This is a genomic window from Cyanobacterium stanieri LEGE 03274, from assembly GCF_015207825.1.
GTDB lineage: Bacteria > Cyanobacteriota > Cyanobacteriia > Cyanobacteriales > Cyanobacteriaceae > Cyanobacterium > Cyanobacterium stanieri_B.
In genome coordinates this window covers 15,634-32,586 of the sequence record NZ_JADEWC010000020.1, presented here as the reverse complement: position 1 = coordinate 32,586, position 16,953 = coordinate 15,634, and the positions used below count along the sequence as shown (strand labels likewise).

Sequence of the window (16,953 nt, the reverse complement as noted above, 5' to 3'; positions counted from 1 at the left end):
TTTTTAACAATTACAATTTACTGAATTATTCTCGAATAATCAACGTTGGAAAGCTATTTTTAACAGTCTTTTTTCGTTTACTCGTCACCCTAAAACTCGCAATGGATTCCACCACCCCAAAAGCAAGAAAATTAGTCAACAAAGATGAGCGCCCATAGCTAAGAAAAGGTAAGGGAATTCCTGTAATCGGTGCTAAACCTACGGTCATGGCAATGTTAATAATAGCCTGAAAAGCAATCATCGCCAAAACACCGATGGCAATTAATGAGCCAAAATTATCCTTTGCCCTTGTGGCAATAAACACCAAACGCCAACATACTAGCCAGATTAAAACTAATACTACCAGAGAACCCACCAAACCAAATTGATCAGCGATCGCACTAAAAATAAAATCCGTATGTTGTTCCGGGACAAAATTTAACTGGGTTTGAGAACCATTCATAAAACCATTGCCCCACAGCCCCCCAGAACCGATAGCAATGCGGGATTGAATCAAATGGTATCCCCCCCCCAAGGGGTCTTGTTCTGGGTCAAGAAAAAGCGTAATTCGGGCTTTCTGATAATCCTTAAGTAAGTTCCACAAAACCCCCCCTAATTTTCCTGTCCCATAATTAACAAATAATACTAAAATACTCCATAAGGCGCGATCGGGTAAAGTAAACCAAGCAATTAAAACCATTAAAGCCGTAAACACCACCCACCCTGGTAAAAACAAATTAAACAAAAAAGCCGAAAATAATGGCGCAATCATTAAAAGAATCCAACCAAAATTAGCATTTGCCCAATAAAGCATCGCCAGAGTTACCACCCCAAAAACCAAAGATGTACCCAAATCAGGTTGAATAAAAACCAATGCCCAAGGTACGATTATCACCCCCAAGGCTTTAAAAATACTAGATAATTTCGAGGCATCTTGATGATGCAACAAAGCAGCCAAAGTGATAATAACAGCCAATTTTGCAAACTCTGACGGTTGAACATTAAAACCAGCAATATTAATCCAACGGGGCGCCCCATTTACCGTTATCCCCGCAAAGATAACCACCAATAATGATATGTTCGTGATAGCGTACAGTAACCAATGAAATTTTAATAAAGAATCATATCGCCATCTACTTAAGCCTATCAAGCAACCAAAACCAATGACACCCATAATAGCCTGTTGTTGCCAATTGTCTCCTTGTTCATAAACTTGAGTAGTGTAGATAGTTACACAGCTAATGACAGTTAAAATTACCGTTAAGATAATTAAAAACCAATCTTTTGATCTTTGGGAAGTTATCATTTTTTTATTACAAAATAACAGGGCTATAAAATAAGGCTGAATTGGGGACAAAAATTTTTAAAAACCTAACATACTTGCCTTTATTCCCCCTCAAATATTTTCCAAAAAAGAGAAGGGGAATTAGTAATATGTTGATGTTGATAAAGATAAAACTATCTAAATTTCATCCCAACCAGTTACCCCAGAAGACATCATATAACTGGTTACACTGGCTTCAAAAAAGTTCGCTTTGGTGCTACCTTCTTTTTTAGTGTCAGAAAACTTCTCTAAATGAGTATAAGGACTCTTAGCATACTTTGCATCAGTGTAGAGAGGTTCTAAACCGATCGCCCTTAACCTAATATTAGCAAGATATTTGGTATAACGTTCCGTGCTAGATTCAGTAATACCAAGAATATTATTACCTACAATGTGATTAGTCCAACGACACTCATGTTTTACCGCCGTATCAAACATTTCATAAATTTGATCGAGGGAATAGTTAAAAGTCTTCATCGCCTCGGGAATCAATCTTTGGTATAATCTAACGTGGCTCAACTCGTCACGGTTAATCATCTTGAAAATATCCGCAGAACCAGGCATTAACATCCTAGCAGCTAAATTGTAAAAGAAAATAAACCCGTTATAAAAATATAAACCCTCTAATAAATAATCACTTAAAAGAGCTACAAAATAATTTTCTTTGGTAGGATTATCAATGTATTTTTGATAATAACCAGCGATAAATTCACAACGGGCAGAAAGCACTTTGTCAGTACGCCAAAAATCATAAACTTGATCTCTTTTATCACTAGGAATAATAGTTTCAATCATGTATTGATAGGCGTGATTGTGCATTCCTTCTTGGGAAATTTGTTCCGCCATACAAAGACTAATTTCTGGGGCTGTAATAGAACTTTTTAGGTGAGGAATATTACAAGTTTGTACAGAATCAAGGAAGGTTAAATAAGATAAAATACCTTCAAAAGCTCGTCTTTCTTCTGGGGTTAAATTCCAATAATCGGTAACATCTTGGGTAATGTCTAGTTTTTGAGGAATCCAGAAATTTTCCCTCATTTGTTGATATAAACCAATGGCCCAAGAATAACGAACATCGTTAAGTTGCATAAGGTTGGTGGTGTTGCCAAACCAAACACTACGATTTTCAATTCTATCGTCACCCCCCGGATTAAAAATTGGGGTGAGGGGCATTCTTTGATTATTTGTATTCGGTGCGCTTGCTACCATAGATTAGAAATATATATTTTGATGATGGCGTGTGTAGATCTAAATTATAACAAAATATTAAGATGTTTCGGAAATTTTTTTATTAGTTATATTTTGCTTGATTTTCTATTATTTATATATATTGGTAAAAATATTTATATTTTTTAATTAATTATTAAATAGGTAAAATAATTATTTTTACTTTATGTAAAAGAACTATTTAAGTTTGAGTTTTATAAAATTAGTAAACAACCCTTGAGATGGACTAAACAAGAAAGATAAAAAGAATAAAAAAGTCGCTACTAAAACTATGGCAGGGCCAGAGGGAATATTATAATAAAAACTGATATACATTCCAGTAATACTAGAAATTACTCCAACACATACCCCCACCAACATCACTTGATGAAGTCTTTTTACTAATAAGTAGGCGGTAGCAGAAGGGGTGATAAGTAAAGATAAGACGAGAATAACGCCCACTGCTTTTAAACTGGCGACTATGGTTAAGCCAATGAGGATCATTAGGCTAAAATCAAGCCAATATACGGGTAAACCCACGGATTGCGCCCCTAGTTTGTCAAAGGTGTAAAACAACAACTCTTTATAGAATAAAAATACTATTAAAAGGATGAAAAGCGCGATCGCAATGGTATCCCTCACTTCAGTAAAACTGACACTTAAAATATTACCGAAAAGAAAATGATTAAGGTCAATTTTATTATCCTTTTGGACAATGGTAATCAGGGTAATTCCCAAAGCAAAAAAGGCAGAAAAAACGATGCCCATGGCGGCATCTTCCTTGATTTGAGAGTTATTTCTAATTACATTTATTAATATGGTGCTTAATAATCCTGCGATAAATGCCCCTGTAAAAATATTCCAGTCAAAAATAAAGGCGATCGCCAATCCGGGTAGTACAGAGTGACTAATGGCATCCCCCAAAAGGGCTAACCGTTGCACCATCAAATAAGTACCCACCACGGCACAAATCACACCCACCACCACCGCCACGATTAACGAGCGTTGCATAAAACCGTATTGTAAAGGCTCAATCAAAAAATCCATTTTAAACTAACTAGGGAATAGGGAATAGTTGTTTACTTGTTTATTATTTCGCCCCTAAATCCCCCAATTCTGGGGGACTTTTATTTTACCTAACGATTTATCAGAATCTAATAAGAGGCACAAGGCAATAAAATCAAAATAATTAGACAAAATTAAATAAAAATTAATTGTCAATTGTCCATTGTTAATTGTCCATTCTCTAAGCTGCATTACGGCCATAAAAAGAAACTCCACCACCATAGGCAAAAGAAAGATTTTCCTCTCGTAATACCTTGTCTCTTGTACCAGAAGCGATGAGACTTTTATTCAGTAAAATCAGGTCATCAAAATTTTGGATAGATTCCCCCAAGTCGTGGTTAACCACCATGACGATTTTATTTTCATCGGCCAATTCTTGAAAAATATTAAAGATAACTACCTCAGTTTTTTGATCTACCCCCACAAAAGGTTCATCAAAGAAAAATATATCAGCTTCTTGGGCTAAAGAACGGGCTAAGAATACCCTTTGTTGTTGCCCCCCTGATAATTGTCCGATGGGGCGATCGCCCAAATCCCCCATCCCTACACGCTCAAGACAACTTTGAGCCTTCATTTTACTGATGCGAGAAAAAGGACAAAACCAACCAGTTTTTTTAACCCTGCCCATCATTACCACATCCCACACCGTAGCAGGATAAGTCCAGTCAATTTGGCTTCTCTGAGGCACGTAAGCCACCTTATTCCGTTGTTGAGCCAAAGGTTTATCCCCCCATAATACCCGTCCAAATTGAGCCGAAATTAAGCCCAACATTCCCTTCATTAAGGTACTTTTTCCCGCCCCATTCGGCCCGATTATTCCTGTAACCCTTCCAGGTGCGATGGTCAAATTAATGTTTCGTAGCGCTTCTACTTCACGATAACTAATGGTGAGATTTTCCACCGAGACAGGATTTAGGTTACTCATTATCTACATTACTTTAATTTATCTTTAGCCCCATTTTAGCAAATAATGAAAACATTATGAAAGATTTATGGTAAAAAAATGAAAAAAAGTAGGAAAAAAGAAAATGAAGCAAAATCAAGGCTAATTGTCAATGATCCCCATCAGAGTATAATAAACGTACTCGTTGAAAATAAAATTTTCAGACTTAAATAAATCAAATAAAAGCCTAAAAATCAGGCATAGTAGAACAACATAGAAAAAAGGAGTATAAGCCATGAGCGATAATTGGGAAAACCAAGAACAAAACCAAGAAACTTCGGCCCTAGAAGTGGCAAATCAACCCACCGCCATATTGCCTAACAATAGACCTATTCAGCCTAGTAGTTTGGAAGTAGTAAGCACTTATAAGTCCGTGGGTTCGATTCGACCTATTACGAAATCTCATCTTAGTGTTAAAAACACCCTCGTATTATCAGGTTCAAGACCCATTACCGCAGGGACTCTACAAATTAGCGACCAATATAATGTCATGGGAAATCGTCCTGTAGCTTCTAACGAAATCGATGACGTGTTTCTTTTAATGGGTTATTTAGACTAAAAAAAATAAATAAAAAATCCCTCTCTTTTCCTTAATCGATGAAGGGAGAGGGTAAAATCAGCAACGCCAAAAATATTTTATTGGTTTGTCACTAGGGAAGCGATGGGTTGAGGAATGGAATCGGAGGGGGCTTCAAATTCTCCAAAAAGTACATATTCTAACCTTAGTTTGAGGAAGGTAATCCATTCTTTGTCGAAAGAAACTACCGCCGCTGAAGGTTGAGGACATTTTGCTTTGACATCAGCTAATTCAGGAGCTTCTAGGAAGGCAGGTTGTTTGATGAACCAAAAGTCAATTTCTTTATTTTGTTCTTTATAAAATCTGTGTCTTTCGTCTAAAACTTCATGTAGGTTTTCGTTATCGCTGGTTAAAAATTTTTCACTTGCTGCGATGTAATAATAGGTTGCCATAAATTTCGTTTAAATAAATTATTTTCTTACTATTGTCTGGTAATTGATGGGTGCTAGTCAACTATTCCTTGGATTGATTCTAGGATAGCTTTTTTTTGCTCGTCATCATAACCCCAACGGTTTAGAAAATCTTGATATTCTCCACTCTTATTTTTAATGGTATTCTGCATTTGAGAAATTTTGTTTTTTACTTGATCAATTTGACAAAGTTCTACTATTTTTTTTGTTCTTTGGGTTACTTTTTGAGAGCTTTCTGCCATGGTTTGATCGTGATTATGAAGATGGGTAATTCTCATGGCTGTTGACATGGCAATGTTTTTTACTAATAATTCACTCACTATTTCTGGGGCAGATTTTAGTCCTTGAATAATACCGTTGGATGGATTATCTACTAATTGGTTTTCGTGGGTAAGATAGGTGACGAAAAAACCCCTACTACCATTGGCAGATTGCACTAAAGAAGCTACTATTTTTTCTTGTTTATCTTCTTCTAGGGTGGGTAGTTGATTGATAAATTCTTGGGTAAGGGCGATCGCCCCTTCAAAACTTATATCTTTTGTGGCAATAAGATTCATAAATTATTATCCTCCATTGTACATGGTCTATTATCTAGGCGATACAACCCTGAAAACCTTGTTTTAATTTTTCCTCATCCAAATTACGGCCAATGAATACCAATTCACTACGGCGTTTTTCCTCTGGTTTCCAAGGGCGATCGACTGTACCATCAAAAATCATATGTACCCCTTGAAATACCAAACGATTATCCATCCCCTGACCATTGATAATACCCTTCATGCGGAATATATCAACCCCCTGGGTGCGTAATACTTCCCCAATCCAACCCTGTAACTTATGGGTGTCAATGGGTTTATCCTCCACAATGGCAATGGAATAAACTGAATCATCATGTTCATGGGCTTCTTCCTCCAAAAATTCAGGATCAATTTCCAACGCATTACTTAAATCAAAAGCCCTTACCCCTAAAACATCATCCATGGCGATCGCACTATTTTGAGTCCGATAAATCTTCGCCATGCGATTCATTCCCTTTATTTTTGCCTCCAAACCCTCTAATTCTCTCTCAGATACCAAATCAGTCTTATTAAGCAAAATAATATCGGCAAAAGCAATTTGTTCTTCTGCTTCATGGGCATCCCAATGTTGTTGAATATGCTTGGCGTCAATCACCGTCACCACCGCATCAAGTAACAACTTATCCTGCATATCTTCATCCACAAAGAACGTTTGTATCACAGGAGCAGGATCAGCCAATCCCGTAGTTTCGATGACAATATGATCAAACTTATGACGGCGCTTCATCAAATTACCAATAATACGGATTAAATCTCCCCGCACCGTACAACAAATACAACCATTATTCATCTCGAAAATTTCTTCATCAGCATCAATCACCAACTGATTATCGATGCCCACCTCTCCATACTCATTAACAATTACTGCAACCTTTTTGCCATGTTCGTGGGTAAGAATACGATTAAGTAAAGTAGTTTTTCCCGCCCCCAAATAACCAGTTAATACCGTCACGGGAATAGTAGAATTATTTGCACTCACAACCATAATTAAAAAAGTCTTTCATTAAAATCGATCTTTATTATACTCATTATCTCTTTACCATCGTTGCTCAGTTTAAATTTGCCCGACATCCCTCGCCCTCTCCGCCAAAACCCCATAACTCCCCATGTGTTATATTTATTATTAGGTAAGTGTAAAATAATCTACAAAACAAGCTAATAAATCTCGGCAAAAGTAGCTCCATAAAGCAAACCTTGTGCAGAAGACTTTTAGAGACTAAAATCAAAATAAAAATTGATTCGCAATATAATTAATCTGTAAACTCTTTTATTAAATATAATTACCTATGAATAACGAAATATTATCTAGCTCCCGTGGCACTGAAAAAGTAGAACTTTCCCTTCATATTGATTCCGAATTGGTCGAAAAAATCAAACACCTAAGTAACGATCCTAGCAAAATTGTAGAAACAGCACTAAAAGAGTGGTTGAAAGGAGAAAGAAGACAAGATGATGACTTAACCCGTAGCCTCAGACGTAATCCCCCCGTACCTCCTAGGGGTGAGTGGAACGATTAAAAAGCCATGAAAGTTAAATAAATGTATTCCGTTAAATGATTTGTCTGATAAGATAAATTTAATGTCTCTCAGTAATTATATGTATTGATTAAGTTAACTTCTTTTAGTCAATAAAGCTAAACTTTAAATGATTATAAGATCTTAAGTTTTGCCCCCATCATTTACTGTGGAGAAAATCAATCATTTTTTATGGAAAATTGATGACATCACAAAAGATGATAGTAGGGAAAATTGAATATAATTGTCAAGATTTATCTACATTGGGGGCTGAATTGGTCTTTACTCAAGATAGGCAAGGAAATTACATTTCTTTTTTCTGGCAACCCAAAAAACAATCCTTACTGAGTGATGAACCATCCCAGGGGAATTCTTTTCTTAATTTTTTATGTCCTGTGCCTCTTAATCCTTACCTAGAGAGAATAAACAGGGTGATGGATAGGGGAATTCCTGAACATTGTCAATATGTTTTGAGCTATCAGGGTGATATATTACCCTTTGAGTTAATTATCAGTCCTATTATCAAGGCAGATCAAACAGTAGAGCGAGTATTAGTAATGGGGCATTGTTTACATTCCGAAGAATTGCCCCTCACCTCACCTTCATCCTTACCCCCTAATCCTGACCCTTTTCAACGGGTTTTAACCCATATCGCCCGTAATATTCGTAGTACCCTAGATTTAGAAACCATTTGGAAACAAACCGTTGATAGTATTGGGGAAGCCTTACAAGTTTCCCGTTGTTTGTTGTTGTTACCCTCTGCCCAAGGGGATAGCATGGTTGTTAAAGCGGAGTATTGTCTTCCCCCTTTTGTCAGTTTATTGGGCTATACTTTTGCCGTAGATGAATATCAATGTTTGAGAGATGCCCTTAACACTCAAAAACCTTGTGCTTATCATGACATTAACTATCATCAATTTCAGTGTCAGTCCACCCTAGTAATTGGTACTTTTTATCAAAAAGAAGTAAATAGTATTCTTGTACTGCACCAGTGCGATCGCCCCAGGCATTGGAATAAAGGAGAATTAGAATTAATCCAAGAATTAGCCGAACAAGTGGGAACGGCGATCGCCCATGCCACCATTTATAAAAAATTAGAACAAGCCAGTCAACAAGCCAAAGAAGCATCAAGACTAAAAAGCGAATTTCTAGCTAGTACCAGCCACGAACTAAGAACCCCCCTCAATGGTATGCTAGGATTCTTACAACTCGTCCTCGACGACATGGCAGACGACAAAGAAGAAGAAAGAGAATTTATCAATCAAGCCTACAACTCCGCCCTTCACCTACTCAACCTCATCAACGACATCCTAGACATCGCCAAAATAGAAGCAAACAAAATAGACTTTCAATTTGAACCCATCTCCCTCAATCAAATATGCGAAGAAGTAGCCAAATTTGCCCAACCCCAAGCCCTCAAAAAACACCTCGACTTTAACATCAACCTCCCCCCCACCTACGATCCCATCCTCATCCACTCCGACTACCAAAGACTACTACAAATAATGTTTAACCTCGTGGGCAACTCCCTCAAATTCACCCACCAAGGAGAAATCACCATCAACGCCGAAATAATCTCCAAACCCTTCCAATTCCGAAACCAACCCCTTCCAGGATTCGTCAAAATAACCGTAGAAGATACAGGCATAGGAGTATCCCTCGACAAACAAGATAGCCTGTTCGATAAATTCTATCAAGTAGATGGCACAAGAACCAAAGCCTATGGAGGTACAGGATTAGGCCTGGCTATCTCCAAAAAACTCATCGAAGCCATGGGTGGTAAAATATCCTTTTATAGCATGGGAGAAGACTTAGGCTCAACCATCACCCTCACCATACCCCTAACCCAAGTACCCATCATCAAAGAATAATCCCATCTGAAATCATTATAAAATTGAAAAACTAACTCCAATCCCCAAAAAACATCACAATTTATATGGAAATAAACGAATTTATTGACCGCTTCGCATCAGGAGAAATAAACTTTTCTAACTCCCTTCTCGCAGGAATAGACCTCACAGGGGCAGACTTAATCGGTATAATTTTAGAAAATGCCAACCTGCAAAAATCTAACTTTACCTTTAGTTACTTAAGCCGTGCCAACTTTCACCGAGCCAACCTAGTAGAAACCAACTTTAGTGGTGCCAACCTCAACCAAGCCAACTTCATGGGGGCAAACCTCCACCGTGCCGAATTCCATGGAGCAATTTTACAAAAAGCAGACTTCAGAGATTGCCAACTAACCCTTGCTAATCTTCTTGATGCTAACCTCATCGAAGCTGACTTTAGAAATGCCGACTTAAATAACGCAAACCTCAAAGGTGCTTGTTTAAGAGGTGCTAATTTACGGCAAGAAAAAAGAAGTAATGGAGTAAATCTCATCGGTGCGAACCTAGATAAAGCAGACTTGAGAGGCTCAGACTTAAAAGGGGCAAACCTAAAAGGGGCTAGTCTTATTGGGGCAAATCTGAGGGATGCCAACCTACGCATGGCGGACTTAACTGGGGCTACCCTTACCGAAGCCAATCTTAACGGGGTATTTTTAACGGATGCCCAATGCACAGGGGCTAAGTTTATTGGGGCAAATCTATCTAATGCCAAAATGGAAAGGGCTAACATGACAGATGCAGAATTAACCATGGTAAACATGGATAGTGCCTCTATGCCCGAAGCTAAATTTATTCGTACTAATTTGGTTCAAGCTAATATGACTTTTGCGAGAATGAATCGGGCTGATTTTAGTCGCTCTAATCTTTATGGGGCTATTTTGCGCAATGCTTCTTTGATGGAAGTATTTTTTGCTCGTACCAATTTAAGTTCATCGGACATGAGTAATGCTAATTTGATTGGAGCGGACTTGAGTAGTGCTAATATTCTTAATGTTAACTTTGAAGGCGCTATTATGCCCGATGGTCAGGTTTATCATTAAATGATATTTATTGCACTATGGATTTTCATTGGGCAAGATGTCCATCACAGAGGAACAATTGTTTCCCGTAATGTCGTCATATAGTTTGTTACAGTAAAGATAATTTTTATTTAATCAGCTCAGGATATATATTAACTATGAAATCTTTTCAATTAATTACTAAGCGTTTAATGGCTACGGTGGCTGTGTCTGCTTCTTTTCTCGTGGGAATCCCCTATCTAGCTTTAGCCCAAAGTAACCCTGGTTTAACCATTTTTAGTGGGGTTGAGCGTGAAAATATCCTTAATTACCATCTTGATTTTGGTGGTAGGGCAGGAAGTTGGGATCGTTATCGTCTCAGAGTCCCCGGCAATAAGTTAACTGAGGGGGTTTCTAAGTTATATGTAATCTATCCTGATTATTATAATGGTCGGTTTGATGTCGATCGCATCGAAGTCCGTCTTAATAATGAGTCGCTACCCTTACGGGATGTAATTTGGGATCAAGAAAGTAATTTTATTGAAATTGATTTGGAAGAGCCTTTATTGGAAAGTAGAACCATTGAAATTGTTATGTCTAATGTTTATAATCCCCGTTTTGGTGGTACTTTTTATTTTCAAGGGCAAATGATGACGGCTGGGCAAATTCCTATTCGTTTAAATTTAGGTACTTGGATTTTAAGTATTAATTAGTTCGTTTGATCACGGTTTGAGGTAGGGAAATGGTTTAAGGTTTTATATTTATTCCTCATCTCCCCATCCCTTAACACTTTAATTATCCCTTGTATCCTTGTGTGCTTTTTTGAGCTTATATTATACTTGTTATAAAATAGCCATTTAAAATAAATCTATGACAGAAGAAAATAAGACAACTGCGGCTAAGAAACCCCCTGCGAAAAAAAAGGAAAAACCCCCCGCCATAGAGGATAAACCTTTTACCGAGTTTATGGAGGAGCATTTTACCCCTTCTTTGAAGGATGCTTTTGCTCAAAAGGGCATCGAAGATATTGAATTAGCCCTCAAAAAAGATAAGATTCCTGTACTTGGTTTGGAAGGTAACCCTGAGTGTTGGCAATTGAAGGGGCAATGGTGCGATCGCACTTTTGCTATTTACTTTATTGATGAGGATATTAAAGGACAAAAAGCCTTTACTTGTACACTGAATAGTGAAAAACCTAGTACCCTCGAATCTTTTATGATTGATGAGCGTCGTGTTAATTTAGATCTTTTGGTTTTATATACTTTACAACGGTTAAATGGTCAAAAGTGGCTTTCCGGAAATTAGTTAACATTTTTAAATAGTTTATACATGGGGGGTTTAATCCCCTTTTTTATTATTCAAAGTTATCTTTGGGTAATGATAATTTTGTCACCTATGACAGCATTTCTAGCGACTAAGTTTTCTTGGCTATCTTGAAATTCGATGCGGTTAAAATAGAGAAGTTTCCCGATGTTGTAAACATCATTAACAAAGTTATCTTGTTCATTATTATCCATGTTATACCAAGTTTGAGTAAGGGTAATTAATAAATAATTATTACTAAAATTAGCTCTTAAGTTAATGATTAAATTTTTACCATATTGATCGGTAATTTTATCTATTTGCTCTTGAATATTATCATATAATGTTTGTTCAATAGTAAGGGCTGTTACTGGTTTTTGTTCGATAATTATTTCTACTTCTTTATCGGGAATTGGTATTTCTTTTTTCTCTTCTTCTATGGGTATTTCATCCGTGGGCAAAGATGTATTTTCTGGAGTGGTTTTTTCTAGGGTGGGAAGTTTATCGGTGGATATGTCTATTTTTGGTTCATCATTGGGGGGATTGGTGGATGAATTTTGATTATTTATATCTGAGTTGGTGAGATTATTTGTTTCTTCTTTGGGTTGGTTGGAGGGGGTTTTTGTTTCTGGAAAATCCGTTGTATCAGCGGGGGTTTCGATGGCGACAATGGTTGTGTTGTCTTGATTTTTATTTGGGTTTGGGATGGGGTTAATTAATGCCCAGCATATACCAACGATAATTATAATTGAAGTAAGGGCGATCGCCCCTAAACGTAAATTAAAGGGAAGTTTTTTTGGTTGAGGAAGGGGAACATTAGCAGAATTAGTAAGGTTTTCTGATATACTATCAGGGTCATTTTTAACCTTAAAACGGGGAGCTAGTTTAATATTATTAATTAAATTGTTACTAGAATTAATAAAATTGTCAGTAATTTCTGCTGTGGGAAACTCCTCAATTTCTGATTGATTGACTTTATCTAGGGTTAATTGTAACTTTTTAATGGTTTTTTTGAGATTGATAATAACTTCTTTTTGGTCAATATCAGATGGTTTTGTTTCTGGCTCTTGATTATCCATAAAGGTTGTTAGTATAAATAAAGTATTTTTTAAAGTAGATAATAATCTAATTTTAGGGGTATTCAGCTAAGATATGAAACAAATGATTAAACTTCTTATTCTTAATTTATCATTATTTTTTATCTGTGTGGGTTGTACCACCGTTTCTGCCCCCCTAGAATTTGCTCCACCCCCTGCGGTGGTAGAAAGGGCGATCGCATTTACTCTCCAATCAAGTTATGACAATTTAGGGCATCAATTAGACAAAAAACCAGCTACATTTGAGATTAGTAAAATAGATGTTAAACAAATAAAACCAAAGATAATTTATAATTTACCAGTGTATCACCTAGAAGGGATCTATCAAATAAAACTTAAACTAAATAATAATAAAACAAAAACCATTAAAAATAAATTTCAAATAGATATACAGAGAAGAAAAAAAGGCGAAACTTGGAGATTATTACACAAATCTAAAGAAGAAGGAAAAGAAGAATATTTTGCCTATCAAATAACTTAAAATGTAAGCTATTTTACATCAAAACTGAATTTCATCCCCTACTATAGAATCAACAATAACAGCAATTATTTAATTAAACCCTCAGTGTAAGTAAAAAATAGAGTTATGGAAATACTGTCCTTAGAACATTTACAAACCTACGGAGTAAAATCAGAAGAAATACAAAAAGGTCTAAAAATAAATTGTTTTGGTAAATGTTTCCTCAGACAATCCGATGTCCCTAAAAAGTTTAGAGAAAAAGCCCTTATTCTTTCCGCTGAATCTTTAAGTAAAGGAAAACAAAGTTTTGTCACTGAAACCAATTTTTCTTATACAGTATGGGCAGAAGAAAAACTAGAGGTAAAAAATAAATCATCTGTTTCTCGGGAAGTAAATAATATAGATAACAATCCCTCAACTGGCAATGGTACAAATTCTTGGGGTGATAATTCTCGTACTTTGGGCAAAAAAAATACTAACAATATTAACAAGGAAAAAGCCCCTAGAAATATTAGTATCGTAGAAAAAGAAAAGGATATTCAATGGAATATTAGTACCCGTGATAAAACTCCCCCCGTCATTACAGAAGATAGCCTTCCTCAAACATCCTCTCAAAATTATAAGGCATATAGGGGCGTTGCTTTTACCAATGACGAAAAAGAAGGAAATAATCAGGCTAATGGTAGGATGAGAAAAAAACCCCGAACCTATAGGGGTCAAATATACTAACCATTGATTATAAATATCAATTTTTAAGGATTATTGTCAGCAAAGGATTTGGTATAAGATGAGTAATGGGGTGTTGATCTGAAAAAACCTAACACCCATTAATCATTACTCTGATAATTATCTAGTTAAATAGGAAATTCCTATCAAAAAGGCTAATAAACCAACGGTTGTCAAAAAGAAGTGTTTCAAAGACAAACCGCCTTTATTAACCATGTTGCGCATGGCTAATTTAACATAACTAGGTTTTTCCTCTACATTCTCAGGGGCGTTGTTTACCGATTCAGGGCTAGAATTAGTCATTTTGATATAACAATTAAAATAATATTTCTGTTTTAGCTTAACAAATTTGGGACTTCCTAGATTAGCCAGATAACAAGGGGTAAAGTAATAAAACTCATCACCGTAGAAATGATAATGGTTTGAGCCACAATGGTGGCATTACCTCCAAATTCTTTTACCATCACTAGGGTATTAACGGCCGTTGGCATGGCGGTTTGTAGCACTAATACTTTTAAATCTATACCCTCTAACCCAATTATATGTCCAATTCCAAGGGCGATCGCAGGGGCAACCCCCAATTTTACCACCGCCAACAAACATTCGCGCCCACTCAAAACAAATTTACTTTGTGCTAATTGCATACCCAAAATAATCAAAGCAATGGGAATAGCGGAAATTCCCAATAACTCCATACTTCTACCTAAATTAAAAGGTAATTCAACCCCTGTAAAATTAAGCATGGCGCCGAAAATCATTGCCCAAATCAAAGGAAGTTTTAAGGTTAGAGTAACTCCCTTTTTCCAACCCCGATTACTCAAAATAGCAGGAAGCATCCCAAATAGAAAAATACTCGAGCCAATCATATAAATAATCGCCCTATCTAAACCTTCATCACCCAAGGCAAAGGTAGTGATGGGTAAACCCATGTTGCCATTATTTGGACAAAGAATCACCGCAAAAATACTTTGTCGATTATCCTTCTCAACCTGCAATATGAGGGCAAATAACCAAATTAAACCATAGATGACAAGGGAAATTAACCCATAACCAAAAATGATTAATAAAACACTCCTCCCAGACACCGTATTACGATATAGACTATCGGCGACAATGGCAGGGGCAAGAATATAAATACTTAATTGACAAAGACTAGCTTGATCTAAATTTAACTTTTGCCCTGCGATATAACCAATAACAATTATTAAACCTACAGGTAAAACCGCTGACAAAATAACGTTCATAAAATCAAATTTTTTCTTTTAGCTTATCTTGCCCCTATGATAAATTTCAAAGTTAATTAATCTGAGTTCGGGATAAAATTTATAGTCTTGTAAACAATTGACAATTGACAGTTAATAAATTACGACCTAGCACCTAATACCAAATCCGATTTAGAAAATAAATTATTCCTTGCCTTGCAATGAATTACAAGGCTAACAATTTATCGTTCAATAAATTGAACTATTATCAACCATACTCCCATACTCCCCCATCTCCCATTATCCCCAAATGAGGTAGGGGGCGCTGAATTTACTTTTTCATGATGCGATGTCCAATGTCACGGCGGAAATAAATACCCTCAAAAGAGATTTTATCTATGGCTTGGTAAGCCTGTGCGATCGCACCTTGGAAATCATCAGCCATGGCAGTCACCCCCAAAACTCTACCCCCATCGGTTACAAGAAGATTATCCACTAACTTTGTTCCTGCATGGAATACCGTTGCCCCCATTTTTTCAGCCTCAGATATGCCAGAAATTTCCTTACCCTTTTCATAACTACCAGGATAACCAGCAGAAGCCCCCACCACACACACCGCACTACCTTCGTGCCACTCAAGGGGAGGGAAAGAAGCCAAATTCTGTTCTGCACAAGCCAAAAGTAAATCAAATAAAGGGGTTTTGAGCATCGGTAACACCACCTGAGTTTCAGGATCGCCAAAACGGCAGTTAAATTCAAGGGTTTTCGGCTCACCCTCCGGGGTAATCATCAACCCCGCATACAATACCCCCCGATAGTCAATACCTTTATCCTGTAATGCTTTGAGGGTAGGTTCTAAAATTTCCCTGTAAATGCGATCGCCCAATACCTCACTTACCAAAGGAGTAGGGGCATAAGCACCCATACCCCCCGTATTTGCCCCCGTATCTCCTTCCCCCACCTGTTTATGATCTTGGGCGGCGATTAGAGGACGAATTGTCACCCCATCGGTAAGGGCTAAAACAGATACTTCCTGACCCCTTAAAAACTCCTCTACCACCACTGTGGAAAACTTTTGGGCAAAAAGTTCATCGATCGCCCCTAAGGCTTCATCCAGGGTCATAGCTACCACAACCCCTTTCCCTGCCGCCAAACCATCGGCTTTAACCACAATGGGTGCGCCCTGTTGTTGAATATATTTTTTCGCCTCTTCTCCATCGGTAAAAGTAGCGGATTTTGCTGTAGGTACATTAGCTTTAACCATCAAATCCTTTGCCCAAGACTTACTCGCCTCGATGGTTGCCCCCGCCTTATCAGGGCCAAAAACTTTAATATTATGCTCCCTTAAATAGTCGGTAATTCCCAATGATAGAGGTAATTCTGGCCCCACTACCACCAAATCTACCGCCTCCTGTTTGATAAAATCTACCAAAGATGGAAAATCATCCACCGCAATGGCTATATTTTCACAATTATTGAGAGTGGCAGTGCCTCCATTTCCAGGGCAACAAAACACCTTCTCTACCTGCGGAGATTGTAACAGTTTCCATGCTAAAGCGTGTTCTCTGCCACCGTTACCAACTACTAATGCTTTCACGTTCTTTTTTTCCTTGCACTCATCTACATACAAGGCTTAATTTTAGCAGGTTTGGCAATTATTAGGGGTTGATGAAAAAGTGGAGT

General features: G+C 37.2%; 19 protein-coding genes. 8 read left to right on the top strand and 11 right to left on the bottom strand.

What is annotated here, in order from left to right; translation table 11 throughout:
* Positions 1–25 precede the first annotated feature (25 nt).
* The 4 genes from rodA to IQ215_RS09680 all read right to left on the bottom strand — a co-directional run bounded on the left by rodA (position 26) and on the right by IQ215_RS09680 (position 4,499).
* The gene (gene rodA / locus IQ215_RS09695) at positions 26–1,285 is read right to left on the bottom strand and encodes a rod shape-determining protein RodA (RefSeq protein WP_193801110.1); all 1,260 of its coding nucleotides are present in this window, start codon (positions 1,283–1,285) and stop codon (positions 26–28) included.
* A 156-nt stretch (positions 1,286–1,441) separates the two neighbouring features.
* Complete coding sequence (locus tag IQ215_RS09690) at positions 1,442–2,476, bottom strand: ribonucleotide-diphosphate reductase subunit beta (protein ID WP_431355530.1); 1,035 nt, start codon at positions 2,474–2,476, stop codon at positions 1,442–1,444.
* Between the two features lie 231 nt (positions 2,477–2,707).
* Positions 2,708–3,556: a metal ABC transporter permease gene (locus IQ215_RS09685; protein ID WP_193801108.1), complete on the bottom strand. Its 849-nt coding sequence runs from the start codon at positions 3,554–3,556 to the stop codon at positions 2,708–2,710.
* A gap of 199 nt (positions 3,557–3,755) precedes the next feature.
* Complete coding sequence (locus IQ215_RS09680) at positions 3,756–4,499, bottom strand: metal ABC transporter ATP-binding protein (RefSeq protein ID WP_193801107.1); 744 nt, start codon at positions 4,497–4,499, stop codon at positions 3,756–3,758.
* Between the two features lie 253 nt (positions 4,500–4,752).
* Here IQ215_RS09680 and IQ215_RS09675 point away from each other — a divergent pair, with 253 nt between their 5' ends.
* Positions 4,753–5,076 carry a hypothetical protein gene (locus IQ215_RS09675; RefSeq protein ID WP_193801106.1) on the top strand — a complete coding sequence of 108 codons (324 nt, stop codon included), beginning with the start codon at positions 4,753–4,755 and terminating at the stop codon, positions 5,074–5,076.
* A gap of 77 nt (positions 5,077–5,153) precedes the next feature.
* Here the strand turns inward: IQ215_RS09675 and IQ215_RS09670 are convergent, their stop codons facing one another.
* Genes IQ215_RS09670 through IQ215_RS09660 form a run of 3 tightly spaced genes read right to left on the bottom strand, consistent with a single transcriptional unit; the run spans position 5,154 to position 7,067 of the window.
* A complete protein-coding gene (locus IQ215_RS09670) occupies positions 5,154–5,486 on the bottom strand; it encodes an MgPME-cyclase complex family protein (protein ID WP_193801105.1) in 333 nt (110 codons plus the stop codon).
* 53 nt (positions 5,487–5,539) lie between these two features.
* Positions 5,540–6,061: a hypothetical protein gene (locus IQ215_RS09665; protein WP_193801104.1), complete on the bottom strand. Its 522-nt coding sequence runs from the start codon at positions 6,059–6,061 to the stop codon at positions 5,540–5,542.
* A gap of 34 nt (positions 6,062–6,095) precedes the next feature.
* Positions 6,096–7,067, bottom strand: a complete 972-nt coding sequence (locus IQ215_RS09660) for a CobW family GTP-binding protein (protein WP_193801103.1) — start codon at positions 7,065–7,067, stop codon at positions 6,096–6,098.
* Positions 7,068–7,368: 301 nt separating this feature from the next.
* Here IQ215_RS09660 and IQ215_RS09655 point away from each other — a divergent pair, with 301 nt between their 5' ends.
* From IQ215_RS09655 to IQ215_RS09635, 5 genes are all read left to right on the top strand, one after another.
* The gene (locus IQ215_RS09655; RefSeq protein WP_193801102.1) at positions 7,369–7,599 is read left to right on the top strand and encodes a type II toxin-antitoxin system CcdA family antitoxin; all 231 of its coding nucleotides are present in this window, start codon (positions 7,369–7,371) and stop codon (positions 7,597–7,599) included.
* 200 nt (positions 7,600–7,799) lie between these two features.
* Positions 7,800–9,467, top strand: a complete 1,668-nt coding sequence (locus IQ215_RS09650) for a GAF domain-containing sensor histidine kinase (protein WP_241735298.1) — start codon at positions 7,800–7,802, stop codon at positions 9,465–9,467.
* 65 nt (positions 9,468–9,532) lie between these two features.
* Positions 9,533–10,525 carry a pentapeptide repeat-containing protein gene (locus IQ215_RS09645; RefSeq protein WP_193801101.1) on the top strand — a complete coding sequence of 331 codons (993 nt, stop codon included), beginning with the start codon at positions 9,533–9,535 and terminating at the stop codon, positions 10,523–10,525.
* A gap of 137 nt (positions 10,526–10,662) precedes the next feature.
* Positions 10,663–11,196 carry a DUF2808 domain-containing protein gene (locus IQ215_RS09640; RefSeq protein WP_193801100.1) on the top strand — a complete coding sequence of 178 codons (534 nt, stop codon included), beginning with the start codon at positions 10,663–10,665 and terminating at the stop codon, positions 11,194–11,196.
* A 157-nt stretch (positions 11,197–11,353) separates the two neighbouring features.
* Positions 11,354–11,788 carry a DUF2996 domain-containing protein gene (locus IQ215_RS09635; RefSeq protein WP_193801099.1) on the top strand — a complete coding sequence of 145 codons (435 nt, stop codon included), beginning with the start codon at positions 11,354–11,356 and terminating at the stop codon, positions 11,786–11,788.
* A 59-nt stretch (positions 11,789–11,847) separates the two neighbouring features.
* On the opposite strand, the gene IQ215_RS09630 is transcribed toward IQ215_RS09635, so the two are convergent.
* Positions 11,848–12,864, bottom strand: coding sequence for a hypothetical protein (locus IQ215_RS09630; RefSeq protein ID WP_193801098.1), 1,017 nt, complete (start codon positions 12,862–12,864; stop codon positions 11,848–11,850).
* A gap of 82 nt (positions 12,865–12,946) precedes the next feature.
* On the opposite strand from IQ215_RS09630, the gene IQ215_RS09625 reads away from it, so the two are divergent.
* Positions 12,947–13,363 (top strand): hypothetical protein, encoded by a 417-nt coding sequence (locus tag IQ215_RS09625; RefSeq protein ID WP_193801097.1) that lies wholly within the window; start codon positions 12,947–12,949, stop codon positions 13,361–13,363.
* 105 nt (positions 13,364–13,468) lie between these two features.
* A complete protein-coding gene (locus IQ215_RS09620) occupies positions 13,469–14,071 on the top strand; it encodes a hypothetical protein (protein WP_193801096.1) in 603 nt (200 codons plus the stop codon).
* Between the two features lie 117 nt (positions 14,072–14,188).
* On the opposite strand, the gene IQ215_RS09615 is transcribed toward IQ215_RS09620, so the two are convergent.
* The 3 genes from IQ215_RS09615 to purD all read right to left on the bottom strand — a co-directional run bounded on the left by IQ215_RS09615 (position 14,189) and on the right by purD (position 16,867).
* Positions 14,189–14,371: a DUF3285 domain-containing protein gene (locus tag IQ215_RS09615; protein WP_193801095.1), complete on the bottom strand. Its 183-nt coding sequence runs from the start codon at positions 14,369–14,371 to the stop codon at positions 14,189–14,191.
* 56 nt (positions 14,372–14,427) lie between these two features.
* Positions 14,428–15,312, bottom strand: a complete 885-nt coding sequence (locus IQ215_RS09610; RefSeq protein ID WP_193801094.1) for an AEC family transporter — start codon at positions 15,310–15,312, stop codon at positions 14,428–14,430.
* A gap of 289 nt (positions 15,313–15,601) precedes the next feature.
* On the bottom strand, positions 15,602–16,867 hold the full coding sequence (gene purD, locus IQ215_RS09605) for a phosphoribosylamine--glycine ligase (RefSeq protein WP_193801093.1): 1,266 nt from the start codon (positions 16,865–16,867) through the stop codon (positions 15,602–15,604).
* Positions 16,868–16,953: the final 86 nt, after the last annotated feature.

Bases quoted from the DNA above. Each gene is read 5' to 3' on its own strand.
- IQ215_RS09650 (WP_241735298.1), top strand. From the start codon at position 7,800: ATGACATCACAAAAGATGATAGTAGGGAAAATTGAATATAATTGTCAA.
- IQ215_RS09685 (WP_193801108.1), bottom strand. From the start codon at position 3,556: ATGGATTTTTTGATTGAGCCTTTACAATACGGTTTTATGCAACGCTCG.
- IQ215_RS09640 (WP_193801100.1), top strand. From the start codon at position 10,663: ATGAAATCTTTTCAATTAATTACTAAGCGTTTAATGGCTACGGTGGCT.
- IQ215_RS09630 (WP_193801098.1), bottom strand. From the start codon at position 12,864: ATGGATAATCAAGAGCCAGAAACAAAACCATCTGATATTGACCAAAAA.
- IQ215_RS09675 (WP_193801106.1), top strand. From the start codon at position 4,753: ATGAGCGATAATTGGGAAAACCAAGAACAAAACCAAGAAACTTCGGCC.
- IQ215_RS09615 (WP_193801095.1), bottom strand. From the start codon at position 14,371: ATGACTAATTCTAGCCCTGAATCGGTAAACAACGCCCCTGAGAATGTA.
- IQ215_RS09680 (WP_193801107.1), bottom strand. From the start codon at position 4,499: ATGAGTAACCTAAATCCTGTCTCGGTGGAAAATCTCACCATTAGTTAT.
- rodA (WP_193801110.1), bottom strand. From the start codon at position 1,285: ATGATAACTTCCCAAAGATCAAAAGATTGGTTTTTAATTATCTTAACG.
- IQ215_RS09655 (WP_193801102.1), top strand. From the start codon at position 7,369: ATGAATAACGAAATATTATCTAGCTCCCGTGGCACTGAAAAAGTAGAA.
- IQ215_RS09665 (WP_193801104.1), bottom strand. From the start codon at position 6,061: ATGAATCTTATTGCCACAAAAGATATAAGTTTTGAAGGGGCGATCGCC.
- IQ215_RS09660 (WP_193801103.1), bottom strand. From the start codon at position 7,067: ATGGTTGTGAGTGCAAATAATTCTACTATTCCCGTGACGGTATTAACT.
- IQ215_RS09625 (WP_193801097.1), top strand. From the start codon at position 12,947: ATGATTAAACTTCTTATTCTTAATTTATCATTATTTTTTATCTGTGTG.
- IQ215_RS09610 (WP_193801094.1), bottom strand. From the start codon at position 15,312: ATGAACGTTATTTTGTCAGCGGTTTTACCTGTAGGTTTAATAATTGTT.
- IQ215_RS09645 (WP_193801101.1), top strand. From the start codon at position 9,533: ATGGAAATAAACGAATTTATTGACCGCTTCGCATCAGGAGAAATAAAC.
- IQ215_RS09635 (WP_193801099.1), top strand. From the start codon at position 11,354: ATGACAGAAGAAAATAAGACAACTGCGGCTAAGAAACCCCCTGCGAAA.
- IQ215_RS09620 (WP_193801096.1), top strand. From the start codon at position 13,469: ATGGAAATACTGTCCTTAGAACATTTACAAACCTACGGAGTAAAATCA.
- IQ215_RS09690 (WP_431355530.1), bottom strand. From the start codon at position 2,476: ATGCCCCTCACCCCAATTTTTAATCCGGGGGGTGACGATAGAATTGAA.
- IQ215_RS09670 (WP_193801105.1), bottom strand. From the start codon at position 5,486: ATGGCAACCTATTATTACATCGCAGCAAGTGAAAAATTTTTAACCAGC.